Origin of the sequence: Halobacillus salinus, assembly GCF_004684905.1 — a bacterium.
Classification (GTDB): Bacteria; Bacillota; Bacilli; order Bacillales; family Halobacillaceae; genus Halobacillus; species Halobacillus salinus.
Map to the genome: position 1 here is coordinate 937,875 of NZ_SRJC01000001.1, position 25,820 is coordinate 963,694.

The 25,820-nt window shown below is 44.4% G+C and carries 30 protein-coding genes; 24 read left to right on the forward strand and 6 right to left on the reverse strand.

Going from position 1 to position 25,820, the window contains the following annotated elements; translation table 11 throughout:
• Positions 1-7: 7 nt before the first annotated feature.
• The 9 genes from mce to E4663_RS05130 all read left to right on the forward strand — a co-directional run bounded on the left by mce (position 8) and on the right by E4663_RS05130 (position 8,635).
• A complete protein-coding gene (gene mce / locus E4663_RS05090; protein ID WP_135326845.1) occupies positions 8-814 on the forward strand; it encodes a methylmalonyl-CoA epimerase in 807 nt (268 codons plus the stop codon).
• Positions 815-821: 7 nt separating this feature from the next.
• Complete coding sequence (locus E4663_RS05095) at positions 822-2,369, forward strand: acyl-CoA carboxylase subunit beta (protein ID WP_079479794.1); 1,548 nt, start codon at positions 822-824, stop codon at positions 2,367-2,369.
• A 65-nt stretch (positions 2,370-2,434) separates the two neighbouring features.
• Positions 2,435-3,559, forward strand: coding sequence for a M20/M25/M40 family metallo-hydrolase (locus E4663_RS05100; protein WP_135326846.1), 1,125 nt, complete (start codon positions 2,435-2,437; stop codon positions 3,557-3,559).
• A gap of 139 nt (positions 3,560-3,698) precedes the next feature.
• Positions 3,699-4,946, forward strand: a complete 1,248-nt coding sequence (locus tag E4663_RS05105; protein ID WP_135326847.1) for a DNA polymerase IV — start codon at positions 3,699-3,701, stop codon at positions 4,944-4,946.
• Between the two features lie 45 nt (positions 4,947-4,991).
• On the forward strand, positions 4,992-5,120 hold the full coding sequence (locus E4663_RS05110; RefSeq protein ID WP_079479797.1) for a YpzI family protein: 129 nt from the start codon (positions 4,992-4,994) through the stop codon (positions 5,118-5,120).
• 12 nt (positions 5,121-5,132) lie between these two features.
• Positions 5,133-5,282, forward strand: coding sequence for a small acid-soluble spore protein P (locus tag E4663_RS05115; RefSeq protein ID WP_241657111.1), 150 nt, complete (start codon positions 5,133-5,135; stop codon positions 5,280-5,282).
• A 20-nt stretch (positions 5,283-5,302) separates the two neighbouring features.
• The gene (locus E4663_RS05120) at positions 5,303-5,527 is read left to right on the forward strand and encodes a DUF3892 domain-containing protein (RefSeq protein WP_079479799.1); all 225 of its coding nucleotides are present in this window, start codon (positions 5,303-5,305) and stop codon (positions 5,525-5,527) included.
• 169 nt (positions 5,528-5,696) lie between these two features.
• Positions 5,697-6,398: an ABC transporter ATP-binding protein gene (locus E4663_RS05125; protein WP_135326849.1), complete on the forward strand. Its 702-nt coding sequence runs from the start codon at positions 5,697-5,699 to the stop codon at positions 6,396-6,398.
• A complete protein-coding gene (locus E4663_RS05130; RefSeq protein WP_135326850.1) occupies positions 6,395-8,635 on the forward strand; it encodes an ABC transporter permease in 2,241 nt (746 codons plus the stop codon). Before E4663_RS05125 ends, E4663_RS05130 begins: the two co-directional genes overlap by 4 nt.
• 91 nt (positions 8,636-8,726) lie before the next feature.
• On the opposite strand, the gene E4663_RS05135 is transcribed toward E4663_RS05130, so the two are convergent.
• Together E4663_RS05135 and rnz are read right to left on the reverse strand one after the other, a co-directional pair.
• Positions 8,727-10,088, reverse strand: a complete 1,362-nt coding sequence (locus tag E4663_RS05135; RefSeq protein WP_135326851.1) for an aldehyde dehydrogenase — start codon at positions 10,086-10,088, stop codon at positions 8,727-8,729.
• 16 nt (positions 10,089-10,104) lie between these two features.
• Positions 10,105-11,028, reverse strand: a complete 924-nt coding sequence (rnz, locus tag E4663_RS05140; protein ID WP_135326852.1) for a ribonuclease Z — start codon at positions 11,026-11,028, stop codon at positions 10,105-10,107.
• A gap of 178 nt (positions 11,029-11,206) precedes the next feature.
• On the opposite strand from rnz, the gene E4663_RS05145 reads away from it, so the two are divergent.
• Genes E4663_RS05145 through E4663_RS05155 form a run of 3 tightly spaced genes read left to right on the forward strand, consistent with a single transcriptional unit; the run spans position 11,207 to position 12,620 of the window.
• A complete protein-coding gene (locus tag E4663_RS05145; RefSeq protein WP_135326853.1) occupies positions 11,207-11,947 on the forward strand; it encodes an alpha/beta fold hydrolase in 741 nt (246 codons plus the stop codon).
• Positions 11,940-12,335 carry a nuclear transport factor 2 family protein gene (locus E4663_RS05150; protein ID WP_135326854.1) on the forward strand — a complete coding sequence of 132 codons (396 nt, stop codon included), beginning with the start codon at positions 11,940-11,942 and terminating at the stop codon, positions 12,333-12,335. The genes E4663_RS05145 and E4663_RS05150 overlap by 8 nt, the downstream gene beginning before the upstream one ends.
• Positions 12,336-12,386: 51 nt before the next feature.
• On the forward strand, positions 12,387-12,620 hold the full coding sequence (locus tag E4663_RS05155; RefSeq protein WP_079479806.1) for a hypothetical protein: 234 nt from the start codon (positions 12,387-12,389) through the stop codon (positions 12,618-12,620).
• A 90-nt stretch (positions 12,621-12,710) separates the two neighbouring features.
• Here E4663_RS05155 and namA read toward each other — a convergent pair whose 3' ends face one another.
• The 3 genes from namA to E4663_RS05170 are packed head-to-tail and all read right to left on the reverse strand — an operon-like array spanning position 12,711 to position 15,637.
• On the reverse strand, positions 12,711-13,727 hold the full coding sequence (gene namA, locus E4663_RS05160) for an NADPH dehydrogenase NamA (RefSeq protein ID WP_079479807.1): 1,017 nt from the start codon (positions 13,725-13,727) through the stop codon (positions 12,711-12,713).
• 3 nt (positions 13,728-13,730) lie between these two features.
• Complete coding sequence (locus tag E4663_RS05165) at positions 13,731-14,858, reverse strand: glycosyltransferase family 2 protein (protein WP_241657163.1); 1,128 nt, start codon at positions 14,856-14,858, stop codon at positions 13,731-13,733.
• 32 nt (positions 14,859-14,890) lie between these two features.
• Positions 14,891-15,637, reverse strand: a complete 747-nt coding sequence (locus E4663_RS05170) for a glycerophosphodiester phosphodiesterase (protein ID WP_135326856.1) — start codon at positions 15,635-15,637, stop codon at positions 14,891-14,893.
• Positions 15,638-15,709: 72 nt separating this feature from the next.
• Between E4663_RS05170 and E4663_RS05175 the strand changes: the two genes are divergently transcribed.
• The 8 genes from E4663_RS05175 (at position 15,710) to E4663_RS05205 (ending at position 22,053) form a co-directional block, all read left to right on the forward strand.
• Positions 15,710-17,335: a M20/M25/M40 family metallo-hydrolase gene (locus tag E4663_RS05175; RefSeq protein ID WP_135326857.1), complete on the forward strand. Its 1,626-nt coding sequence runs from the start codon at positions 15,710-15,712 to the stop codon at positions 17,333-17,335.
• A gap of 174 nt (positions 17,336-17,509) precedes the next feature.
• Positions 17,510-18,487: an MBL fold metallo-hydrolase gene (locus tag E4663_RS05180; protein ID WP_135326858.1), complete on the forward strand. Its 978-nt coding sequence runs from the start codon at positions 17,510-17,512 to the stop codon at positions 18,485-18,487.
• Entirely contained in the window at positions 18,480-19,274 is a 795-nt protein-coding gene (locus E4663_RS05185) for an SDR family NAD(P)-dependent oxidoreductase (protein WP_135326859.1), read from the forward strand. The genes E4663_RS05180 and E4663_RS05185 overlap by 8 nt, the downstream gene beginning before the upstream one ends.
• Positions 19,275-19,292: 18 nt before the next feature.
• Positions 19,293-19,775 carry an AAA family ATPase gene (locus E4663_RS05190; protein ID WP_206663474.1) on the forward strand — a complete coding sequence of 161 codons (483 nt, stop codon included), beginning with the start codon at positions 19,293-19,295 and terminating at the stop codon, positions 19,773-19,775.
• Positions 19,776-19,832: 57 nt separating this feature from the next.
• On the forward strand, positions 19,833-19,958 hold the full coding sequence (locus E4663_RS20225) for a hypothetical protein (protein WP_277752099.1): 126 nt from the start codon (positions 19,833-19,835) through the stop codon (positions 19,956-19,958).
• 657 nt (positions 19,959-20,615) lie between these two features.
• On the forward strand, positions 20,616-21,362 hold the full coding sequence (locus E4663_RS05195) for an SDR family NAD(P)-dependent oxidoreductase (RefSeq protein WP_135326860.1): 747 nt from the start codon (positions 20,616-20,618) through the stop codon (positions 21,360-21,362).
• Between the two features lie 42 nt (positions 21,363-21,404).
• Positions 21,405-21,761, forward strand: a complete 357-nt coding sequence (locus tag E4663_RS05200; RefSeq protein WP_079479814.1) for a DUF2200 domain-containing protein — start codon at positions 21,405-21,407, stop codon at positions 21,759-21,761.
• Between the two features lie 67 nt (positions 21,762-21,828).
• On the forward strand, positions 21,829-22,053 hold the full coding sequence (locus E4663_RS05205) for a hypothetical protein (RefSeq protein WP_135326861.1): 225 nt from the start codon (positions 21,829-21,831) through the stop codon (positions 22,051-22,053).
• 117 nt (positions 22,054-22,170) lie between these two features.
• On the opposite strand, the gene E4663_RS05210 is transcribed toward E4663_RS05205, so the two are convergent.
• Complete coding sequence (locus E4663_RS05210) at positions 22,171-23,427, reverse strand: DNA polymerase IV (protein ID WP_079479816.1); 1,257 nt, start codon at positions 23,425-23,427, stop codon at positions 22,171-22,173.
• Between the two features lie 184 nt (positions 23,428-23,611).
• Between E4663_RS05210 and E4663_RS05215 the strand changes: the two genes are divergently transcribed.
• The 4 genes from E4663_RS05215 (at position 23,612) to E4663_RS05230 (ending at position 25,680) form a co-directional block, all read left to right on the forward strand.
• The gene (locus E4663_RS05215) at positions 23,612-23,944 is read left to right on the forward strand and encodes an iron-sulfur cluster biosynthesis family protein (protein ID WP_135326862.1); all 333 of its coding nucleotides are present in this window, start codon (positions 23,612-23,614) and stop codon (positions 23,942-23,944) included.
• The gene (locus tag E4663_RS05220; RefSeq protein WP_079479818.1) at positions 23,941-24,168 is read left to right on the forward strand and encodes a YqkE family protein; all 228 of its coding nucleotides are present in this window, start codon (positions 23,941-23,943) and stop codon (positions 24,166-24,168) included. The genes E4663_RS05215 and E4663_RS05220 overlap by 4 nt, the downstream gene beginning before the upstream one ends.
• A 260-nt stretch (positions 24,169-24,428) precedes the next feature.
• A complete protein-coding gene (locus E4663_RS05225) occupies positions 24,429-24,860 on the forward strand; it encodes a DUF1801 domain-containing protein (RefSeq protein ID WP_135326863.1) in 432 nt (143 codons plus the stop codon).
• 58 nt (positions 24,861-24,918) lie between these two features.
• Positions 24,919-25,680 (forward strand): class I SAM-dependent methyltransferase, encoded by a 762-nt coding sequence (locus tag E4663_RS05230; RefSeq protein ID WP_135326864.1) that lies wholly within the window; start codon positions 24,919-24,921, stop codon positions 25,678-25,680.
• The last annotated feature ends 140 nt before the right edge of the window (positions 25,681-25,820 follow it).

Genomic DNA, 25,820 nt, shown 5'->3' on the forward strand with positions numbered 1-25,820 from the left:
GTTGACCATGAAGCCAATACGTGTACTGATTGCAAAACCAGGACTTGACGGACATGACAGAGGGGCGCTGATTATCGCTCAGGCTCTGAGAGACCATGGTATGGAAGTCATTTATACAGGACTTAGGCAGTCCGCTCTGCAAATTGCACGAGCAGCTGTTCAAGAAGATGTCGATGTAGTTGGGCTTTCATCGTTGTCTGGTGCCCATAAGTCTTTGTTTCCAAAAGTGGTACAAGCGCTGAAAGATGAACAAGCAGAAGATATACCAGTTATAGGAGGCGGTGTAATTCCTGCAGAGGACATTCCTTTTCTTGAACAGCAAGGGGTGAAGAAAATCTTTACAAGCGGTTCTCCAACTGATGCCATCGCTATCTATATCAAACAGCTATTTGAAGGGGGAACCGTTCAGCCTCCCAAAAAAATCGCCCATATCGGAATTGCTGTTGAAAGGATAGATGATGCGCTACCGTTCTATCAACATTCGCTAGGGCTTTCCCTTGAGGCAGTCGAAGAAGTAGAATCCGAGCAGGTCAAAGTCGCTTTCCTTGCTCTTGGTGAGACGAAGTTGGAATTACTTGAGCCTCTAAGTGAGGATTCTCCTATCCAGACATTCCTATCTAAGAAGGGACCAGGAGTACATCACATTGCATTAGAAGTAGATGATATACAAGCAAGGCTAGAACAATATAAACAACAAGGAGTTCGTCTGATTCACGAACAGCCAAAAACAGGCGCTCATGAAAGTCAAATCGCTTTCTTACATCCGAAAGCGGCAAATGGTGTGCTTTATGAGGTATGTCAGCCAAAGGAGTGAAGATGAAATGGATATCTTTGATAAAATAAGTGAACTTTATGATAAACGCCGCCAAGTTGAAATCGGGGGTGGAGACGAGAGGATCGATAAACAACATGACAAAGGGAAATGGACTGCTAGAGAGCGAATTGATTATCTTGTAGATGAAGGTAGCTTTGTAGAATTAAACCCTTTCATCGAACATCGTCATGACGCTTTCGGTATGGACGGTAAACAAGCTCCAGGGGAGGGGGTCGTCACTGGCTACGGGAAGGTCGGTGGTCGCCCGATTTATCTCTTCGCCCAAGATTTTACCGTTTATGGTGGGGCACTGGGTGAGATGCATGCCAAAAAGATTGCCGCGGTTATGGACCTCGCTGCGAAAAACGGAACACCTTTCATAGGACTGAATGATTCTGGAGGTGCCAGGATTCAAGAAGGAGTATCTTCACTAGATGGGTATGGGCAAGTATTTTACCGGAATTCTATCTATTCTGGCGTCATTCCTCAAATCTCTGTCATCATGGGACCATGCGCAGGCGGTGCCGTATATTCTCCTGCAATCACCGATTTTGTCATCATGGTTGAACAGACATCACAAATGTTCATTACCGGTCCAAAGGTGATCGAAACGGTTACAGGGGAGCAAATTTCGGCAGAGGACCTTGGAGGAGCCGGTGTCCACAATAGTCTCAGTGGAAATGCTCATCTGAAAACGCCGGACGAAGCGAGCGCGCTAGATGCAGTCAAAAATCTCATTAGCTACCTCCCTTCAAATAATGAAGAGGCTCCAATGCAAATAGAAAGTTATGAAGAAGAGGACTATCGCCCTGATATAACCGACCGTATTCCATTTGATCCCATCAGGCCATATGATGTTCGAATCATCATAGATGAGGTCGTTGATCGAGAGTCATTCTTTGAAATACACAAAGACTTCGCAAAAAATATAGTAGTCGGTTTCGCAAGATTGAAGGGGAAAACCGTCGGTTTAGTGTGCAACCAACCTAAGTATATGGCAGGTGGCCTTGATATCGACTCAAGTGACAAAGCGGCAAGGTTCATTCGTTTCTGTGATTCATTCAACATTCCGCTCATCACTTTCGAAGACGTGACAGGCTTCTTCCCGGGTATTAAACAAGAGCATGGCGGTATAATACGACATGGAGCGAAGATTCTGTATGCTTATTCGGAAGCAACTGTACCGAAACTAACCGTCATTACGAGGAAAGCTTATGGTGGTGCTTATGTTGCACTAAACAGTAAATCGATCGGTGCTGATTTAGTGTATGCATGGCCGAATGCAGAGATAGCGGTCATGGGACCTGAGGGAGCTGCCAATATCATTTTTGCAAAGGACATTAAGGAAAGTTCAAATCCTGAGGAAACACGTCAGCAAAAAATCAATGAATACCGGGAACGATTTGCTAATCCTTATGTAGCAGCTGGTCTTGGAATGGTGGATGATGTCATCGATCCTAGAGAAACGAGGCAGAAACTCATTCAGTCGCTTGAAATGCTTGCAAACAAGCGGGAAGACAGGCCTTACAAAAAGCACGGGAATATTCCTCTCTAATTGACATGGAAGCCTAGTTCCGCTAACGTACTAGTGTAGGGCTTACATAAAAGGAGGACATCAGCATGGTAGCAATTAATAAAGAACGTTTGCTTGAAGAATTCTTAGAGCTTGTTCAAATTGATTCTGAAACAAAGAATGAAGCGAATATAGCGAAGATATTAAAAGATAAATTCGAATCTCTAGGGCTAGAGGTCCTTGAGGATAATGCAAAAGAGGTTACGGGACATGGAGCGAACAACCTGATTTGTAACCTGAAGGGAACGAAAGACAGTGCAGATCCCATCTACTTCACATCCCATATGGATACAGTTGTCCCAGGTAATGGTGTAAATCCATCTATTGAGGATGGATATGTGATTACAGATGGCACGACTATCCTTGGTGCAGATGACAAGACAGGGGTTGCGGCTATTCTTGAAGCGATTCGTTCACTGAAAGAGAATAATGTCGAGCACGGTGATCTTCAGTTCGTTATTACAGTAGGCGAGGAAAGTGGACTGGTTGGTGCCAAAGCACTTGACAGCTCGATGCTTCATGCGAAGTACGGCTATGCTTTAGACAGTGATGGGAAAGTAGGTAACATTATTGTAGCTGCTCCTACCCAAGCGAAATTGAACGCCGTCGTTAAAGGTAAAACAGCGCATGCCGGCGTAGCTCCTGAAAAAGGTGTTTCAGCGATCACTTTAGCTTCCAAGGCTGTTGCGAAGATGCCACTAGGTCGCATCGATGACGAAACCACTGCTAACATCGGTCGTTTTGAAGGCGGTCAAAAGACGAACATCGTCTGTGACCACGTAGAAATCTTAGCAGAAGCTCGCTCACTTGTTCCTGAGAAGATGGAAGAGCAAGTTCAATTGATGAAACAAGCCTTCGAAGAAACAGCCGAAGAAATGGGAGGATCTGTTGAGATTGAAGTGCAGGTCATGTACCCAGGTTTCAAACAGCAAGCAGGCGATCAAGTTGTAGAAGTGGCACGTGCCGCTGCTAAAACGATCGGTCGTGAAAGCGAACTGTTGACCAGTGGTGGAGGAAGTGACGCAAACATTATTGCGGGACACGGTATTCCGACTGTCAATTTAGCGGTAGGGTATGAAGAGATCCACACTACGAATGAACGTATGCCGGTTGCAGAACTTGAAAAAGTTGCAGAACTTGTAACGGCAATCGTTCAAGAAGTAGCAAAATAATGATAAGAGCCTTGTGTTTTTCACGGGGCTCTTTTTTTATCCGAAAAAGCCCAAATTACTGTGAATACGAAAGAATTCAACTAGTCCGAGCTTTTTGCTATAATAGAAGAACAACAGTTCGAGTAAAGGACGGATCACGGTGTCAAAATGGTATCCGAAAAAAGGACGTGTTATTTTTCACGTCGATATGAATAGCTTCTACGCTTCTGTGGAAATGGCGTTTGATCCTTCCTTGAAAGGGAAGCCGCTAGCCATCGCTGGGAACCCTGAAGAGCGGAAGGGGATCGTCGTGACAAGCAGTTATGAAGCCCGCAAGTACGGAGTCAAAACGACGATGCCGCTGTTTGAAGCACGCCGTCTGTGTCCCGACTTGATCGTGATGCGGCCGAATTTTGAACGGTATCGAACCGCTTCAAAAGAGATGTTTAAGATCTTAGCGGAAGTGACGGATTTAGTCCAACCTGTCTCGATCGATGAAGGCTATATGGATGTTACGGGATGTGCAGAACAAGGAGCACCACCGGAGATTGCGGAAAGAATACAAAAGAGGGTTTATGAGGAATTGGACTTGCCTTGTAGTATAGGTATTGCTCCGAACAAGTTCCTGGCTAAGATGGCATCGGATATGAAAAAGCCGATGGGAATAACGATTCTACGGAAGCGCGATCTGCCTGTTAAATTGTGGCCTTTACCGATTGCGGAAATGCACGGTGTAGGAGAGAAGACGGCAGAGAAATTAAAAAAACTCGATATCGAAACAATAGGTGATCTGGCAAAACAACCTGTGCTGGATTTGAAGCGGCTCCTCGGAATTAACGGGGAACGTCTGCAAAACAGGGCCAATGGTATGGATGACCGTCCTGTTGATCCAGATGCTGTTCATGAATTTAAAAGCATCGGCACTTCCACGACGCTAGCAGAAGATACGACAGATGATACAGAAGTAAGAACGGTACTTCGCAAGTTAGCGAATAAAGTGGAAGCAAGAATGAGAAGCAAGGAAGTACTAGCTAAGCATGTACAACTGATGATTCGGTATCATGACCGAAAAACCATTACGCGTAGCCGACAGTTGAAGGATTATATAGAAAAAGCGGATGATTTGTTTTCGATTGCCATGCAGTTGTTCGATGATCATTGGAACCAAGTCCCGGTAAGGCTTCTCGGAATAACAGCTTCTGATTTTGCCGAGAAATCGGAGATTACCCAGCAGCTCGACTTATTCAGCTTTGAGCAGTACGCAGAAAAAGAAAAACTTTTTGAAGCTATCGACGATTTGACGGAAAAGTACGGTCACAATCCGTTTAAAAAGCTGTCAACGCCGAAGGAATCGCAGGTTACTACGAGCTTCCAAAAAGATTTTCTCGATGATTATAAGAAAGAATAAACGCCTCCTTTTTCTCCATACTAAGAGAGAAGGGAGGCGATGTTTGTGGGTAAAGATCGTCAAGAGAAAAAGCTGAAACGTTCTGGAAAAGTCCAATCAGACCGCGACCAGAGCCTGAGCTATCCCGGTGCTACTGCAATGGAAGGACCGGAAGCTGCCAGGAAACGACGTTAGGAGGCGATGACCATGGGAAGACGCATGGGACCAAAACAACAGAAAGCTCCCCACTTGCCAAAATCCCCACAAGCTGGGTATGGCGAGGGAATGGATGGTTCACACAAAGTGAAACAAGCCAACCACTCAAGAGATAAACAAAAATCATCTCATGATATGTAATAAGAGGAGGTGCTCAAAGGATGCCGGAACACATTGTAGCTGTTCGAAAGAATGAAGCGGGAAGCATTATCGAAATGCAGCTTTCATCAGGACGCGTTGTAGACTATAAACAAGCGCACGAACTTGCCAGAAGCGGTGAGATTGAGCATGTTCAACTGATACGAGGCAAAGACGGCGATGAACATTTACGCAGTCAGCCTGATGGCGTGAAGTCCAATAACTTGGATCAACTGCCATCCTTTTAATAAAAAGCCGGGACGGATATATTCCGTTCCGGCTTTTTTGTATGATAAAAAATGAAATATAGGCATATGTATATTTCAAAAAATCGTTGTAGTTGGAAAAGAAGTGTAGTACACTAAAAATGAAATAATTAATGCGATTCATTTCAAAACTTTCATTGGAGATGATGAAATGTCTATTCTTGTTCAAGATGTGAGTAAAGTGTACCAAAGCGGAGAAGTGCAAATTCTCGCTTTAAGAAAAGCATCATTAGAAGTGCCGGACCATAAGGTAGTAGCCATTCTTGGCCCATCTGGTTCGGGTAAGTCGACATTATTGAACGTCATTGGTGGTATTGACCGCTATGATCTAGGTTCAATCACGGTCGCAGGAGAAACGTTGGAAGCATTGAAAGACTCCCAACTAACGGAGTTTCGACGAAAGCATGCGGGGTTTATTTTTCAACAGTATAATCTCATTCCGACTCTGACAGTAGAAGAAAATGTGGAAGTGGGGCGTGAGCTAAGTCAGAACCCACTCGATATGAAAGAAATGCTTATGAAAGTTGGAATGTGGGATAAAAAAGATAAATTTCCTTCCCAGCTTAGTGGAGGAGAACAACAGAGGGTAGCGATTGCACGGGCATTGATCAAGAACCCAGAATTTCTATTGTGCGATGAACCAACAGGTGCGCTGGATGAAGAAACAGGGAAGAAGATTTTGAAACTTCTTCAGTTCGTCAACAAAACATATGGAACGACCGTACTGATCATTACACATAATCAGGGTATCGGGGAAATGGCCCATAAAGTCATTCGCATGAGCAGTGGTGAAATCGTAGAGGCATATGAAAATGAGAACCCAATCGCACCAGAGAAGGTGACGTGGGCATGATTTTACGAAAAACGATCCCAAGAACCATCAAGGAGAAAAAGTTTCAGTATGCAGGCGTCATCATCCTGTTAATGCTTGCGGTAATGCTGTATGTGTCCTTATCGATGGCGATTACTACCCTTGAAGAGCGTAACGTAGCATTCAAGCAGGATTACAAACAAGAGACATTTCATTGGATGTCGAGCCAACCGCTCTCCGGAGCAGAAATGTCAGAACTGGAAAAGAAATATGATCTAACATTGGAAGAACGGTCGTATCAAGATATAAACACAGATGATACGACGACTCTCCGGTTATTCAATAAAACAGAAGAAGTGAATATTCCTTACATTTCTGAGGGGGAAATGCCTCAACAATTAGGGGAGGTGGCAATCGCCAAAACCTTTGGAGATAAAAATGGCATTTCAATTGGAGATACGATATCTATTGGCGGTACAGAAGTAATGGTTACAGGGTACGTATTCCTGCCTGACTATATTTACATGATTGAACAGCAGACGGACCTCTTGAGCGATCCGTCACAGTTTGGGGTTGGAGTTACGACTAGTGAAACTTTAGAAGCGGTCAAAGGTACGGAGCAACACCAAACACTCGGCTGGAATACATCCAATGAAGTACCAGACGAGTTGCGTTCAGAGGTTAATAATCGTAGTACGTTGTTACAATTTGTTGGGCATGATGATAATGCCCGGATTGAATTCGTGGAGTCTGAGATTGAAGGTGCTGGGTCTTTAATTACGACACTGCCACTTATCATTCTAGCTCTCTCGCTCGCTATGGTTTTGTTGCTTCTGAAACGTCGGTTAGAACTCCAAAGAAAAGAGATAGGAACACTTATGGCGCTTGGGTACCGTAAGTCGGAACTTAGAAGAAATTATTTGGGGTACGCTTATGTTATTGGATTGACGGGTACGATTCTTGGGATTATAGTAGGAGCCGCTCTTTCTTTACCGTTGTCTGATCTTTATGCCAATTACTTTAATCTACCGGCTTTGTCCCGATTCGATTTTGATCCGATGGTCTTAGTAATCGGCTTCATCATCCCACTGGTTCTTCTCTTAATATTGACGACATTTGTTATTAACCGACGCTTGAAAACGGAGCCTCTGACGTTATTGAGACCGAAAGAAATATCGAGTGGAAAGAAATCGTGGTTCGAGAAGCTCCCTTGGTTCAATAAAGGAGGTTTCATTAGGCGGTTCCGACTAAGGCTTCTGGTGCGAAGCAAAGCGCGCAGCTTTTATATCTTTCTAGGTGTCATGTTTTCAACAGTACTTTTAGTATTTGGATTGATAACGTTTAACTCGATGGACCGCTTAGTAGAGACGACGTATGAGGATATTCAGACATATGATTATGCGGTTCACTATTCTTCCTTGCAGACCGACCCAACGAGTGGTGGAGGCAGCCCATACACGATGGCTGAGGTGAAGGTGGAAGGGGAGAAAGTATCTCTTTATGGCGTGGAACCTGATACGGATTTCCTCAAGCTTATATCTGACGGGGAGTTGTTGAATGAACGTCTTAATGATGGTGCTGTGGTAAGTCGACCATTTGCAGCTATTCATGGAGTCAAGGATGGCGACAGCATCACCCTCACGAATTCATTCAATGATGACGAAAAAAAGGTAGAAATAGCCGGAGTAGCGGACGTATTCATAGGTAGCAGCCTTTATCTTCCACATGAAGAAGTCAACGCTTTTTTGTCTTACCCAGAAGATGCTTACACATCCGTTTGGCAGGATGAGAAACCTACTCAAACGGATAACGTGTTCTTGATCGAGGACAAACAGAAAGTCATCGACAGCTTTGAATCGACTTCTGGTGCAACGAGAAACTCCGTAATCGGCATGTCTGTTTTTGCGGTGCTGATCGGTGTGATCGTGTTGACGCTCTTAACAAACTTGATTGTGGAAGAAAACTCACCTTCTATTTCGCTTTTCAAAGTGATGGGGTATCACGACAAAGAGGTTTCTAAACTAGTATTGAGCGTTTATACACCGATTGTATTTGTTTCTTACTTTATCTCCATTCCACTAGCAAGTGTCGTGCTTGAGCAGTCGATGAACAGCCTGGTACAGCAGACGGGATTCATTTTTCCAACAGATGTTGCATGGTGGATGGTGGTTATAGGATTTGTCGTCATCGGACTGACCTACTGGATGTCTCTTGCTTTATCAAAGCGTAAGCTGAAAAACGTTTCTCTCGAGGAAGCTTTGAAGAAACAACAAGACTGAGGAAAGAGAAGAGTACTTTCTTGAAAAAAGATCTTCTTCCTTCAACATGTTCATAGATAATAAAAACACCCCGCCATGCGGGGTGTTTTTATTATCCAAATATTCGTTTGATGATCTTAAATCCTAACTCTGAACCGGGATAACGGAAATTCTGATCAAACTTTGTAGTTTGTTTAGTAATACTCTTGTGATGCGTAAATGTGTCGAAACTGGATTTTCCGTGATATTGACCAATTCCACTTTCACCAACCCCTCCGAAAGGCAAGTGAGGGTTAATGATGTGATAAAGCGTGTCATTGATGCATCCACCACCGAATCCGATAGATTCAATGATCCGTTCTTGATCGGCTTCCTTTTCACCGAAATAATAGAGAGCGAGCGGTTTGGGACGATTGTTCACTTGATGGATTACTTCGTCCAAAGACTCGTAAGAGAGGACGGGCAGGATCGGGCCGAAGATTTCATCCTGCATAACGGGAGCTTCCCACGCAACGCAATCAAGAATAGTAGGTTCGATCTTTCGTCTTTCTTCATCGACTTGGCCACCCGTAAGGATAGTACCGGATTTCAAATAGTCGGAAATCCTTTGGAAGTGTTGGTCATTCACAACCTTTACATAGTCCGGATTTTCTAATGGTTCTTCTCCATAGAATTTGGTGATGTACTCATCTATCTTTCGCAATAATTCTTCTTTCACTTCATGATGGACAAATAAATAGTCCGGAGCAATACACGTTTGACCTGCGTTCGTGAATTTGCCCCATACAATCCGCTTTGCAGCTAGTTCCAAATTCGCATCTTTATGAACAATCGAAGGACTCTTGCCACCAAGCTCGAGTGTTACCGGAATCAGCCGCTTACTTGCTTGTTCCATAATGATTTTTCCGACAGGTACACTTCCTGTAAAGAAAATGTAGTCGAGTGGAGAATCGGTTAACTGTTTAGTGACTTCTTTATCCCCTTCAATAACGGCAATGTATTCTGGGGAGAAATACTGCTCGACCATCTTCTTGATCACCCAGGATACGGTCGGTGTCAGTTCTGATGGCTTGATGATCACCGTGTTTCCAGCAGCAATCGCACCAATCACTGGGGCCAGCGCAAGTTGAACCGGATAATTCCAGGGGGCAATGACAAGGACCGTCCCGTAAGGTTCTTTATAAATGTAATTTTTAGAGCCTGTATGAGTTAATGGGGCTTTCACTTTATGAGGCTGCATCCACTTTTTCAAATCTTTTAAATGGTGGCGAATCTCGCTTTTTAAAAATGCAATCTCTGACGCATATGCTTCATATTCCGATTTATTCAAATCGAATTTTAATGCATCAAGGATAGGCTTCTCGAACGTGTCGAGCATTTTCCGCATGCGCTCCAGCTGATCCTTACGAAATTCATAGTTACTAGTGTGGCCTTCTTGAAACCATGCTTTCTGCTGATCGACAATAGGGTGCATCTGAAATCCCCTTTCATTAATTACGCTCGATGGCGTGTTGATAGAAATCATAGGCGATTGTAGTGTTCGGGAAAATCGTTCGTGCCTCTTCTTCTAGTTGTTTAATCGATTCACCTTGATAGCGGGAAGAGAGATGGTTCAAAATCAATTCTCCTACCTGTGCTTCCTTTGCTAAATGAGCTGCTTGCTTAACTGTAGAATGGAAGTAATCATAAGCAAGCTCTTTATCTTCTCCTGAAAATGTCCCTTCATGAACAAGTACGTCTGCTTTATGAAGCGGATCCTTCAACGCAGGCAGGTAGCGTGTATCTCCTAAAATGACCACTTTCCTTCCCTTTTTAGGGGGGCCGATAACATCTGACCTTGCTATAATGCGACCATCCTCTAGGCGGGTTTGCTCTTGTGATTTAATTGTTTGATAGATCGGTCCTGGAGAGACGCCAAGTTCTTTCAATTTGTTAGGCTGCAATTCACCCAGCTTGTCTTTTTCCTTAAGTATGTACCCATAACTGTCGAGTCCATGCTCTAATTTGATCGCTTCGACAACGAACTGTTCATCCTCAAATAAAATACCTTCATCGACTTCTTCTATATAGAGAGGGTAGCGCAAGTGAGTTCCGCTTAGACGAAGGCTGATTTCTATATATTCTTTCAAGCCACGCGGGCCATATACGGTAACAGGGGTTTCTCCTCCTTGGAAGGATCGACTGCTGAGCAGGCCAGGCAGTCCGTATATATGATCACCGTGTAAGTGTGTAATGAATATGACTTCAATACGTCTTGGACGTATATTCGTGTTTAATATTTGCTGTTGGGTTCCTTCTCCGCAGTCAAAGACCCACGTTGTTCCTCGCTCTTCCAACATGCGCAACACAAGGGAAGAAACATTGCGTTCTTTCGACGGTACTCCAGAGCCCGTTCCTAAAAAATATAGTTCCATGTAGATACCCTCCTACTGACTTTATCATACCACTTGATGACAATTTCCACACTCGAAACGGCATGAATACGTAGGTTCGCTCGAAATTGTATAGGTAAGGGGGAAATTATTGTGAAACCAATAAGGCTTTTCTTCGTATAGAAAAACAAGAAGAAAATAGTAGATAGGAGTGAAGGTAGTGATTTTACATACTCACCGTCAAGGAAAAGGGGAGCCGGTTGTATTTTTACATACTGGTCTTGAAACGGGTGCAACCGATTTTGAAGAGCAACAGAGCTATTTTGCAGCGAAATATGATGTGATTGCACCAGACCTTCGCGGGCATGGTCGTTCCTCTCATAATGATTTTGAAGACTATTTTCACAAAAGTGCCGATGATCTCAAGGAGACGCTTGATTCCTTAAATGTAACAAGGGCTCATATTGTCGGCTGTTCTTTAGGCGCACTCGTCGCTCTGTTCTTTGCCAGGAAACATGAGAAATACGTGAATAGCTTAACGATCTCAGGGCTAATGCCGGGAAAACCCGACAACTGGAAAGAGATGCATAAACAAGACTCAACCATGCAGGCGATGCTGCTTGAAAATGAGGAGGCTGTATCGTTTCTCGACCAACAGCATGATTCCGATTGGAGAGCCTTCATTCATATGGCGAAAGATGAAAGTTGGTATCCTTTTGAAGAAACAGAGGACTTGAGTGACATCAAGTCGCCTGTTCTGTTTATGGTCGGAGAAGGAAACCAACATGAAGTGCAGGGAGCGACGTTCTATCCGAATCAGTCAGAACGAGTTCAAGTTGCTGTGCTTCCTTTTGCGTCGCATTTGGTGCATGTGCAACAACCAGATATATACTCTCAAATTCTGTCACAGTTCCTAGTAAAGTCCGCTCCCCAAATGCAGAGGGGTGACGTAGATGGATAAAGACTTATTGGAAACTCTCAAGAAGCTAGAGGAGGCACACATCAGTATTGCCATCCGGTCACAAACAGATCGTCTCGGCCAACTATTAGCAGAAGAATTCTGGGAATTTGGTAGCTCAGGCGTGATCTATGACAAACAACATTGTTTAGAGGAAGGGGTCGTATTAACGGAGATGACTCTGCACCATTACGGCATCCAATTGTTGGCGGAGGGTATTGTGCTGGCAACTTATATGATAGAAGACAAGACGTTGGACCGGAATACGTTTAGAAGTTCGATTTGGACGTGGAAAGATGGACGATGGCAGTTGACTTTCCATCAAGGGACCATCACGATGCAGTCACCCGCAGAAGTAGACTTTAAACAATGGAGAGATAAAACTACATAAACCAAGTCTAAGGAGTGAACAGCGAAATCTACTAGGGAGAGGAGAGATAAGGTGAGAAATCTGGTTGTTTTTGCAGGAAGTTTCTTTATTCTATATATGCTGTCGCAATGGTTGTTAGGGTTCGGCATGACCTTGTTCTATGACGCTGATCCTGTAGCTGGAAGTGCTATGTCTTCTTCCACTAGCTTTGGTATTTCAGCGGGTTCCTTTTGGTATTCCTTTATTGTAGCGATCGTTGCCTATGGCATAACCCAGCTTTCAACAAAGAAACCTTCACAATCCTAAACAGGTTTAAGGAGCAGTAAAGCCATCCAGTTTATATAAAGAGATAAGAAAAGAAGCAGGGAAACTTTAATAGTTTCCCTGCTTTTTATTTTACCAAGCACGCGTGTACTGACGAGGACCTTCAAGTTCATAACCGACTTCGTCAGCTGCCTGTTTCGGCCAATATGGATTTCTAAGTAAGGCGCGGGCTAAGAAAATCAAATCCGCTCGTTCGTTTTGTAAAATCTCTTCTGCCTGATTACCGGACGTAATCAAACCAACTGCTCCTGTATCGACATGAGCACCTTTTTTCACTTGTTCTGCATAGGTCACTTGATAACCAGGGTAAGGTTCGATTGTAGCAGGAACAACTCCTCCAGAACTCACGTCTATGAGGTCTACGCCCTGTTCTTTCATTTCTTTAGAGAAATAGATGAGGTCATCCATCGTATTTCCATTCTCATTGTATTCTTCTCCTGAAATCCGGACGAACAATGGACCGTCCCACACATCCTGCACGGCTTTAATCGTTTCCTTCAAGAATCGATAACGGTTTTCTTTGCTGCCTCCGTATGGATCGTTTCGTTCATTAGTAAGAGGGGAGAGGAACTGGTTAATGAGATACCCATGAGCACCATGTAGCTCGATAATATCGAAACCTGCTTGCTTGGCTCTTACTGCTCCTTCTTTAAAAGCATCAATCGTACGCTTGATGTCGATTTCTGATAGTTCTGTCGGGACTTTGAATGCATCATTGAACGCTATGGGGCTAGGGGCGAAGATTTCATCTTTTAAATTTGCCTTCCGTCCAGCATGTGCAAGTTGGATCGCTGCTTTTGCACCGTGGCGATGGATGCCTTCTGTTATGTTCTTCAGACCTTCGATGTGGGAGTCGTCCCAAATGCCGAGATCTTCATGCGAAATGCGCCCTTCAGGAAGTACACTAGTAGCTTCCGTCATCACAAGTCCGACTTGTCCTGCTGCTCGACTTTCATAATGAGCCAAGTGAAAAGGTTGTACCATACCATCCTGGTCATAGGACGAATACATACACATAGGTGACATGACGATTCGGTTTTTTAGTGTAACGTTCTTAATTGTATAAGGTGAAAACAATTTATGCTTCACGAATTAGTCCTCCTCAGAGTTCTTGGAATGCCGCTTCAGTTCTTTCAGAGAATAACGGCTGCCTCTCCATTCAATTCCTCCGCGGACCCACGTGAGTACCAGTGCCCTAATGAGCATATAGATAAATAACATAGCAAATAAAGGAAGTCCAAAGATGTACCATAATGAGAAGCGGGTGAGGTTGTGAATAGTTAAGGCATATAAACAAAATAACAAAACGATGTTAAGTGCGCTAATGATTTGAATTTCGAGTGGCGAAATAAATATTAATAAGAAGGGGACCACTTGCGAGAGGAAGACACCTAGGACTGCGGTGAAGGCTAGCAAGACCGAATAATTAAGCCCTGCAAATGCATTTTTTTCAAAACCTCGAAGTGCTGAGGGAAGCGAAGGGTACCATTCTACCGACAAATCATATAGGGCTGTTACAAGGCGTTGTTTAAATCCTAATCGCTTGACTCGATTGCCCAGTTCCAAGTCATCATCTGGTCTTAAGCGAATCGCTTCGTGTCCTCCGATTTTTTCGTAACAGTCGCGCGAAAGCAGGTTGAAGGCTCCGATTCCCATCCCGCTTTTTGCTTGGTCCTTATTGGCTGCCCATGGCCGCTTCAAATAACCGAAGCCGAGTAAGAAGAAGGAGATCAGACCGCTGAGCCAGAACGTTTTGGCATGCAGTTCAGGGGCTGCCGTAATATGGTCGACTGATTCTCGTTCCATTACCGTGCATGCTTTGGCGATAGCATCTTGAGTGAATTGTATATCAGCATCCGTAAAAAGGATGTAGCGGCCGGTTGCATGCTGGAATCCCTGGTGGAGCGCATGATTCTTTCCAAGCCACCCCTCAGGTAAAGTGGAGATGTCCACTCCTGTTACGTTTGTGTGCTCATCAGCAAGTTTTTGAATGATGTCTCCTGTTTTGTCATTGGATCTATCATTAACGGCGATGATTTCGCAGTCGACGTTCCGCTGAGCAAGAAGGGACTGAATCGTAGCTGCAATATCTTTTTCTTCGTCTTTGGCAGCAAGGATCACGGAGATCCTCTCTCCGATTCGTTCGCTTTCTACTTTCTCGAGTTTTGTGATGCTTCTGAAGCCGATCATGTAATCGATAAGAATGACGGCCCAGAACACCGCCAAAACTACGTACAGCCAAAACATAGAGCTTAACCCTTCCTTTTGTCGTGGAGTCCACGGTATTCAAGTGCTTCATACGGAACATCTGTAAAAATTCCGTCCACTTTAAGTTTATAACATTTTTTCATCATATTCGGACGGTTAACGGTGTAAATGCGTAGATCCATATTAGCACGGTGACATTGCTTGACCAATTTCTTATCAAGCAGTCGGTGTTTGATGTGTAAGTCATTCGCCCCGAGTGATTTCGCATATTCAACAAGGTCGCGACGCTTGGTAGAAGTTAAAAAAGCCGTTCTTACTGCAGGATTTATCTCGTGCATACGAATGATACTGTTTGAATTGAAGCTCGAGATGACGGTGCGGTCGAGTACCTGGTGACGCTTTAGCGCTTCATATACAATCCGCTCGATATTTTTGTACTCGATGACATTGGTTTTAAGCTCGATATTCAGAACCATAGCTTGCTTTTGAAACCACTGCAGAAACTCGTCTAATGATATAATACCAACATTAGAAAATTTAGATGAGAACCAACTTCCTGCATCAAGGAGGCGCAGTTGGTCATATGTATAGTCTTGAACAAACCCTTTGCCATTAGTCGTCCGTCGCAAATTTTCATCATGAATCAGCACAGGGACATTGTCTTTAGTTAGCTGTACGTCGGTTTCGATACCTTCCGCTCCGGCAGCAGCTGCCAGTTCAAAGGCTGGCATTGTGTTCTCAGGGGCTAATTTACTCGCGCCACGGTGAGCATAGATCAATGTTTTATTCAAAGGATCTTCACCTCTCTAGTTAGAATGATCGTTGTCTATTATACAGAAAAAACGTTTCAAGGGGGCCATTCTATGAACCATTGGCAGACGAAAGATGAGTTGACTGATTTATTGTGTGCATTAGTTGAATACCCGAGTATCACAGAAAGTAATGCGGAAATCGCAATCATGGAATACTTATATTATATTTTAGAGGATCGGGATTATTATCAAAACCACCCTGATCATTTGAATTTACACCCTCTAAAAGACGGCCGACAGCTACTTACAGCTCTTGTTAAAAAAGAAAACGCCACAAAGACGGTCGTGCTTATTGCCCATGCGGATGTTGTCGGAGTGGAGGACTATGGTTCTTACGAAAACCTTGCGTTCTACCCAATTGAATTAACAGTAGAACTTCACAAGAATATAGAAGACCTGCCTAAAACCGCAGCACAAGACCTTCTTCAAGGTGATTGGCTGTTCGGGCGCGGTACGATGGACATGAAGGCAGGGTTGGCGGTTCACCTATCCATGCTGGAAAGGGCGATGAACGGGGAGTTCGATGGCAACTTGTTGCTAGTCGTTGTGCCGGATGAAGAGATGAACTCGGCCGGGATGTTGACGGCGGTACCAGCACTTGCTGAGATGAAAGAGAAGGAAAACCTTGATTATATGATCGCGTTCAACGGAGAACCGATGTTCAGCAAGTTTCCTGGAGACTCTTCGTATTATCTATACACAGGCTCAATCGGAAAGACGTTGCCAGGTTTTTTGTGTTACGGAAAAGAAACACATGTTGGGGAACCTTTCGCTGGACTGAACGCCAATTTAATGGTCAGTTATCTCGCTCAAGAGATGGAACTGAACGAATCGTTTATAGAAAAAGTCGGAGGCGAGCGAACACCACCACCGATCAGCTTGATGCAGAGGGACTTGAAGTTTGAATATTCCGTTCAGACCCCTCAATCTGCCGTAGCGATGTATAACGTACTGTATATGAAACAGTCCATTCAAGACTTGAATGAGAAGCTGCTTCAGGCAGCCCAGCGTGCGCGTGCCAAAATCATCAATCACTACCATCATCAGGCATCCTTTTATCTGGAAGGGACTCAAACTTCTTCGTTTTCACCGGATATTCAGATACTGACTTATGAACAGTTGCATAAAGAAGCGGTGGAACGTCATGGGAAAAGGGAAATTGACCGCCGATTAAACCGCTTGATCAATCAGCGCGATCAAAGTCAAGGAGACAGGGACTTTTCGACTTTACTCGTTCAGAATCTGGCAGCATTGTGCAAGGATTTGAGCCCGATGATCGTCCTGTTTTACAGTCCGCCATTCTATCCCTCCGTTTCGTCTCATCATGACTCTTATGTGCAAGAAGGGGTAAAACTTGCTGTGGATATGGCGAAAAGAGATTATGACGTTGAGCTGGAAGAAGTCGAATACTTTACAGGTCTGTCAGACTTGAGCTTTATTGGTCCAACGGCTATGACGTCACCTATCGACGACTTATTAAAGCAGATGCCGATCCAAGGGCATGGATATGAACTTCCAGTAGAGTCTATGGAAGCGATCACGATGCCCGTTATCAACATTGGTCCATTAGGAAGAGATCCACACCAATGGACAGAAAGGCTGGAGTTAACCTATAGCTTTGAAAAATTGCCTAAGATCTTATCTAAGACGATCCATCATTTTTTTAATAAAAGTTAAATTAAATTAGAGAAGTGCCTCTTATGTGAGGGACTTCTTTTCCATGTATAGGAATCAGAAGTGTAGTGAATGGCACGGGAGTGTTCTATATATGGCTTTTAAATGAGAATCTTGCAGACAAACGTGATACAATGGAAATAAATGAATGAACATTCAGTTTGGAGGATGAAAAGGATGCAAACCTTGAAAGACACGATCCATCAACTTACCGTTCCGACACCCTACGCGGTGGGAGACGTTCATATGTATTTGCTTATTGGTGATGAAATAACACTGATTGATGCAGGTGTAAAAACAGATGAGGCTTGGGAAGCAGTTAGGAAGCAATTGAAAGAGGTGGGATATGAACCGGAAGACATCTCTCAAGTTGTACTGACGCACCACCATCCTGATCATATGGGGCTGGTAAACTATTTTCCCAATGTCTCTCTTGTTGCAGGTCATCCGAAGCTCCGTCCATGGTTAGAGAGGGAAGAGGCTTACTTTGAGCGTTATGAGGAGTTCTTCCGTGAAATGTATGAAGAATCGGGAGTACCGGAGAAATATTATGCATTGCTGAAAGGGCTACGTCGCCCTTTAAAATGGACTGCAGAAGGTACGTTGCATCACACACTGACAGAAGGATCTCTTATTCCTGGTCATGAAGAGTGGCAGACGATCGAGACCCCTGGTCATGCTCAAAACCATATATCTTTCCTACGTCCGTCGGATGGAGCTATGATTGTAGGAGATCACTTATTGCATCACATCTCGTCGAACCCTTTGCTTGAGCCGCCAGCTAAAGAGGGAGAAGAGCGGCCACGTCCGCTGCTGCAATATCGGGAGTCGATGCAGAAGCTCTTGAACTATTCGATCGGGAAGGTGTATCCAGGGCATGGAAAGGTGTTTGAAGGCGCACAAGACCTTATCAGAAAACGACTACGGAAACAGGAAGAACGTGCAGAAAAAGTCCGCCTTATGTTTGCTGGGGGCCCCTTGACGGCATATGAGGTTTGTACGAAGCTATTTCCGAAGCATATCGAGTCCCAGTTCGGTTTGACGATGTCAGAAACCATCGGTCAGCTCGATTACTTAGAAGAAACAGACCAACTTCGAACTTTTTACAAAGGTAAAAAGAAATATTATGAGCAGACAGGTGATTTTCATGAATGAACGAGTCAAAGGGAAGAAGATCTTAATAACAGGCGCTTCTAGTGGGATTGGTCAGTACTTGGCCATCCATGTTGCACGTCAAGGCGGGATACCCATCATGGTGGCACGGTCGCGGGACCGGCTGGAGATCATTGCAGAAAAAATCAAGGACGCGTTTGGAACTCGTGCTTGTTGGTATGAAGCGGACCTTTCCAATGATGCAGACTGGAAGGACATTATTGATCAAATTTGTTATGACCACGGTTCTATTGATGCGCTGATCAACAATGCTGGAATGGCGGTTTTTGAATTGGTGTCCGAGTCAAAATGGAAAGACATCGATCGGATGATTTCCGTCAATGTAAAATCATTGTTCCGTACGACTCACCAGCTGCTCCCCCATTTCCTGCAACAGGGCAGCGGACATATTGTCAACATCGCTTCACAGGCAGGAAAGATTGCGACGCCTAAATCAGCCGTCTACTCAGCGACGAAGCATGCGGTGCTGGGCTTTACGAATGCTCTTCGTATGGAAGTGGAAGACAAGGGGATTTTTGTTACTTCTGTTAACTTAGGACCAGTGCGAACAAATTTCTTCAAGCAGGCTGATCCTTCCGGGGCTTATGAGCGCTCTGTGGACCAGATTATGCTCGACCCCAACCAAGTCGCTCTGGAGGTCGTGAACGCGTTATTTGTAAAACAAAGAGAAATCAACCTCCCGAGCTGGATGAACTCCGGAAGTAAAGTTTACTCCATTGCGCCCGCTTTGATGGAAAAAGTGATGCAGGGCCAGTTCAATAAAAAATAACCGACGGGAGGGATACAAATGTCGAAAGGTGAGACTATCTTTATTACGGGGATGTCAGGAACGGGAAAGTCGACGGTACTGGAGAAGTTGGCATCGAGAGGCTATAGGGTGGTGGATACAGACAGTGATTACTGGAGTGAGTGGAGCTCTCTTACTGACGGTTCGACTGACTGGATATGGCGGGAAGATGCCATGAAGGAATTGCTCGATGAGGAGAGGAGCGAACCACTGTTTCTTTCAGGATGTAAATCTAATCAAGGGACATTCTATCCATACTTTGACCAAGTCGTATTACTGAGTGCACCAGCAGAAGTAATCCTACCACGAATAGCGAATCGGACGAACAATGATTATGGAAAGAATCCAGAGGAGCGTGGTCTTATACTCCAACATTTGAAGGACATAGAACCTCTCCTTCGCCAAACGGCTACAATGGAAATAGATGCCTCCGCTCCGATTGAAGAAGTAGTGAGGCAATTGGAAGAATTGGTCACTACATAAAAAGCACAAAACCGCTCATGCTATAAAAGTACCTCAAATTTATTGGAGGGAAGTACCATGAGCAAAAATTCAAAATCAAAGCGTAATCTACAAAAATCCCGTGACGCGGTTCAGCCTGCAAACGGGAAGGAACGAACAACCATCTCCAAAACCAACAAAATGTTTGATAACGAACAGAAATAATCGAAGAGCAACTTCCTTATTGGAAGTTGCTCTTCAGATTGTTGAAGTGAAATGGTTTTGTTAGAAAGTCTACTGTTACGTGGTCTGGAAAACAACTCGCTTTCTGTGGGCGAGTGTCGAGCTTCCTCGCTCTCTGTGGGATCTCGCCTATACCGTGCTACCACAGGAGTCTCGTCGTTTTCCAGCAATAGTACGTGCGAAACAAAACCTACGCTTGTGGAAATCCCCTTACGTTTGGATCATTATAGACCGCTACTCTTGGTCCGAAAGCATAAGAGGTTCCTACTTATTTTAAAAAGGTGTCGGAGAAACGGGGAGACTCCTGCAAAGGTACAGCTTGAGTAATCTCCTTAGCACCTTTGCGCCGAGAAAGCCTACTTCGAAGCGATACGAGAAGACGCAGGCGCAGTTCCTTAAAGTACAGCGTGAGACCCCACAGAGACCGGAGGGAGCGAGGAGGCTCACCGGACGCCTGCGGAAAGCGGACCGTTTCTCCAACACCACTTTTCCATACATGGGAGAACTTATAGTACTTTCTCGACACTTTGAAGAGTAACTTCCAATAAGGAAATTGCTCTCTTTTAACGTGAGGAATATGTATACGACTTAAGGTACACTTGTTTCATAGGGAATAATTTATAGTAAAGGAGAGATCATGTGGCGGAATTAAAAGAACAAGTTATTTTGATCACTGGGGGAAACCGTGGTCAGGGACAAGCTATTGCTGAGCACCTTGCCTCATTGGGAGCCATTGTTATTATTGGTGCGAGAAACTATGAAGAGGCGCGTGAAGTAGCAGAATCGATTGGGGCAAACGCCTATCCGGTTTTGCTCGATGTCACGAATGAGTCTCATTGGCAGGGAGTAATGAATGAGATACTCGACCGTTTCGGTAGAATTGATGTGCTTGTTAATAATGCTGGCGTTCTTATCCGTAAGCCATTTGCGGATTTGACTGCTGAAGATTACCAAGAGATGATCAATGTAAATCAGCTCGGAGTTTTCAGAGGGATGAAGGCCGTTACGGCTCAGATGGAGAAACAACAAAAAGGTTCTATCATCAATAATGTTTCTATTTCTTCCTTCTCACCTATTGCGAAGTCTTCCGCTTACGCTGGGACGAAAGCAGCAGTCGTTGCAATGTCTAAGGCAGCTGCTATCGAACTCGGTCAAAAAGGGATACGTGTCAACATGATTCATCCAGGTGGCATCGAAACAGAAATGGCCACACAAGGTAGTGGTGTCCCCGATTTTTATTCATCGATTCCTCTAGGGCGCATCGGACAGCCTGTCGAAATTGCAACAACCGTAGCGTTCCTAGCATCAGATAAAAGCTCCTACATTACAGGTGCGGAAATCGTTGTAGATGGAGGCATGACATTAGGGGTCAATGAAGAAGAGTGAACATGAGCATAGGGAATCATGAATAAGGAGGCGTTGTTAACTATGGCTAAACATAGGATATATACTATGAGTTTCGCTAGTGTTTATCCCCATTATGTGAAGAAAGCAGAAAAAAAGGATCGTACGAAAAGAGAAGTCGATGAAATCATCCGTTGGTTGACAGGTTATAGTCAGGAAGAAGTAGAAGAACACCTTGAGAAGGGAACAGACATAGAAACTTTCTTCGCTGAGGCGCAGCAGTTAAATCCTTCTCGTAAGAAAATCAAAGGGGTGGTCTGTGGTGTTCGGGTTGAGGACATCGAAGAACCAACGATGCAGGAAATTCGATATATGGACAAGTTGATTGATGAGTTAGCCAAGGGGAAAGCGATGGATAAGATTTTAAGGAAAAACATTTAAGTTCACGGAACCTATTCCATGTATCAAACGTAAAAGAAGTATATAAGCTTGGTGAGGGGAGATTCGAGTGAACAAGCCTATATTTCATGTAGTAATTGTTTTAGCTACTTGCTTCTTCTATGCAATCGGTTACTTATTCGATGTCGAATGGCTGCAATTTTATTATAGGAATGAATATTCTATGGCCGAGGGTAGGTCGCTGGAAATGGGCGGTTCTATTCTGCCGATCGGACTAGGTGTCCTGACTGCGTTTCTCGTCACAAAATTCATTTTGCCTCATACAAGGCAATAGTTCCATCGAATCATTCAAAGAAGAGACGAACCGATAAGGTCCGTCTCTTCTTTGTGAACTAGGACGTTCACCGATCGTGGAAGGGTGGACGAATTATAGAAAGGAATACGTGTTAAGTTATGCATAATGACCACCAATCTTTTTACTACGCTCTGGTGTAATGCCTGCTTTTGTGAAGCTGCTCGCTCTTAAAATAGCAGCTGAACCGTATTTATCGCGTATCTGATCCATCACGTTCCCGACATCTTTATTTTTCGGACGATCGTCGAACAAGGTTAGCTGTGTGGCGATGTCTTCATCCAGGTTCGTTAAGGTTACGGAGATACGACGGACCATGCTGTACCCATCATAGTGCTTGTAAAAGAGTTGCAAGCATAGGTGGTACATATCCATCGTAATATTTGTGGGTAAATCAACCGAGGTGGAGCGACTGAATCCTCCACCCGTTTCTTTCGCATAACCGACCGATAAATGGACAGTCCTGCCAGCTTGCTTGGCTTTCCGGGCTCGCCTGCACGCTTCTTCACAGAGGTCGAGGATCACAGTCGGCACCTCTTCTTTGGCATAGTTCCGTAGTAGTGTCACACCATGTCCGAAGCCTTTCTGCTCTGTTTTAGTGAAGTCCCCGATGACTGGGCTGAGGTCGATCCCCCAGGCGTGCCAATGAAGTTGTTCCCCGATAATTCCGTAATGTTTTTTCATATATTTAAGGGGATACTTAGCAAGTTGACCTAATCGTACGATGCCGAGCCGGTTGAAGTTGCGCGTCATACGGGACCCAATCCCCCATATATGTTCGATTGGTACCGGCCACAAGAGTCGCTCCACGTCTTCGTAACGGCACTCGGCAATGCCATCTTCCGCTTTTTTGGCGTGAATGTCCATCACGACTTTAGCAAGAAACTTATTATCCCCGATTCCAATGGCACACTCCACGCCGAATTGTTCCAGGATCCGGTCTTGGATCATTCGGGCAATCTTATACGGCGAACCGTACAGTTTTTCCATTCCATCAACCGTCACCCATAATTCGTCCACGGAATAGATATGGATCGCCTCAGGTGGGACGATCTGCTTCATCATTTTGGCTATTTCTACAGAGACACGGACATATTCCCCCATTCGTGCCGGGGCGACGACCAGTTCCGGATCGTTCGGTAGCTCAAAGTAACGGCTCACATTGCTGATGCCGTGCTTCTTCTTCAAAGCGGGGGACGCAGCAAGCACGATACTGCCATTCCGGCTCGGGTCCCCGACGACAGCGAGCAGCGCGGTTTTCGGATCAAGCCCACGATGTGCCATTTCCACACTGGCGTAGAAACTTCGCATGTCAATACAAAGAACATCGTGGCGTGGGTAATGTGAGTAGTCCATTAGCTATTCCTCCAAACAGAACGTTTGTTCCCATTATACACAAAAACGCTCCTTACTTATACATGAAATTTATGTAAGGTACGAAATGGGTGGAAAGGATCAATTGGAGGACCGCGCTTAATCAAGACAAAACAATTGCTCGGGTGCCTTGTATTTCTTACAATAATGATAGGAGGTATGCCTCATGAAACTTATACTGACAGAAGAAGCTAAAAATCAGTTGATGTATATGAAAGAAGAAGAACGCCCGCTTATCCGCCTGTTTTATGATACAGAAGGGTGCGGTTGTGGCGTGAACGGACTGCCGACCATTCGTCTGGAAAGTGAAGAGCGAAGTACAGATGAGCGGGTAGAAAATGATGATTTTACTGTCGTTATCGATCAACAACAAGCAGTCTTTTTCAAAAAAGAAATGAAGTTGGATTTTAAAAAAGGCTTATTCCGCCTTTCTAGTCCGGAAGGTGTACTGAATCCTATCATTCCGGTAAGGGACGTGAGAGAGGGAGCCACTGTATGAGTAAGAATAAAAAGCAACAGGAAGGTACGCTCGGAGCACAGCTGAATGAAGAGCTGCTTTCGAAGCTTCAGTCCAAAAAAACAGAACTGAAAGAGCAAGAAGAAAAGCGTCAGGAGAAAGAGCGCTTGGAGCGAATAAAAGAACGAAAACGACAGGAAGAAAACAAAAGTTTCGAGGAATTGCTAAAGGAAAGCGACCTTGATTGGAAGTCGTTCAAGAAATAAATAGTTGTTAAAAAGAGTCAGCTCAAAAGTCAGATGAACTTTAGGGCTGGCTTTTTATATAGGACACTCAACGATCAACCATCGTGTAGAAAACAGATCAGAGGGCGGCGGAGTGGTGGGAAGGCGTATTGCAGAGCCGAACAAGAAACTGAAAAAAGGTAGAGATTCTTGAGGAAGAGGTACAGCGACTAAAAGATTCATAATTTGGAAGGGGATTGTAGGGAAGTGTCGAATACATAGGTGGATGGAGGTGATTAGGGATGTATGAGCTGAAGACAAAGGAGAATGACAACAGTGTCATAGAGTTCATAGAAAGTGTGGAAAAGCCGAAAAAGAAAGAAGATGCTTACCGCTTACTCGATCTGTTCACGGAAACTTCTGGATACCCAGCGAAAATGTGGGGGAAGAGTATCATCGGTTTCGGGGCTTACCATTACAAGTATCCCACCGGTCATGAAGGTGACGCGCCGTTAGTTGGCTTTTCACCAAGGAAAGCGAACTTCAGTCTCTATTTCGCAACAGGCGAAGACCGGGAAGAAGTGTTGACACGGTTAGGAAAGCATAAGTCTGGCAAGGCATGTGTGTATATCAATAAAATCGATGACGTAGATACAGAAGTATTGAAAGAAATGATCAGGTCTTCCATTGCGTTTCTAAAACAAACATATCCAGATCAAAAGGAAGGGAAGTAAGCGATGGGGGAACCTCTCGCTTTTTGTTTGTTCAATAATACATAAAAGGGGAAAGAACATGAAGAAATCAACAGAACATAATGGGTATGCATGGGATCAAAAGGTAGAGGAAGGTTCTGCTTACACGAACCCCATTGAAACAGGAGTTATTAAGCAGGCTAAGGAGGGGGACTGGCAGATTGGGGTTACAGCTGAAAGGCAAGTTCCGCGTGATTGGTTCCCATCATCCTTAGAAGGAAAGAAAATTCTCTGTTTAGCTTCTGGTGGTGGCCAACAAGGTCCTGTGCTTGCCGCTGCGGGAGCGGATGTCACCGTCTTTGATCTCTCTCTGAAACAATTGGAGCAGGATCGGCTGGTTGCCGAACGAGAAGGCTTACAGTTGAGCATTGTCAAAGGGGATATGACGGATCTTTCGGTATTTCCGAATGAAAGCTTTGATATGATTGTCCATCCAGTTGCTAATGTGTTTGTAGAAGAAGTGAGGCCGGTCTGGTATGAAGCAAGTCGTGTGCTGAAGGAAAAGGGTACACTCATCTCAGGCTTCATGAATCCTGTCCTGTACCTTTTTGACGATGAGAAAGAGCAGCAAGGGAAACTCGAAATTAAGCACAGCATTCCGTATTCGGCATTAGAACAAGAGGAAGTGATCGAAGGACAGACACTTGAGTTCGGTCATACTTTAGAAGATCAGATCCAAGGGCAGACGGCGGCTGGGTTTGTCATCTCTGGTTTTTACGAAGATGATTTTGGTGGTGGCCGTACAGTGGATCGATACATCAAAACAATGATTGCTACACGTGCCGTGAAAATTACGATATAACCCCTTGTATGAACATGACTTGGCCTCTGAACGGTAGATCTGTCTTGTCGCGTTTTAGTTTGTTATCGTCTTTTTTCTAAGAAGTATGAAAGTGTAGGAAAAAGGGGTAAACTGTTTTAATGACTGGCAAGACTCGAAGT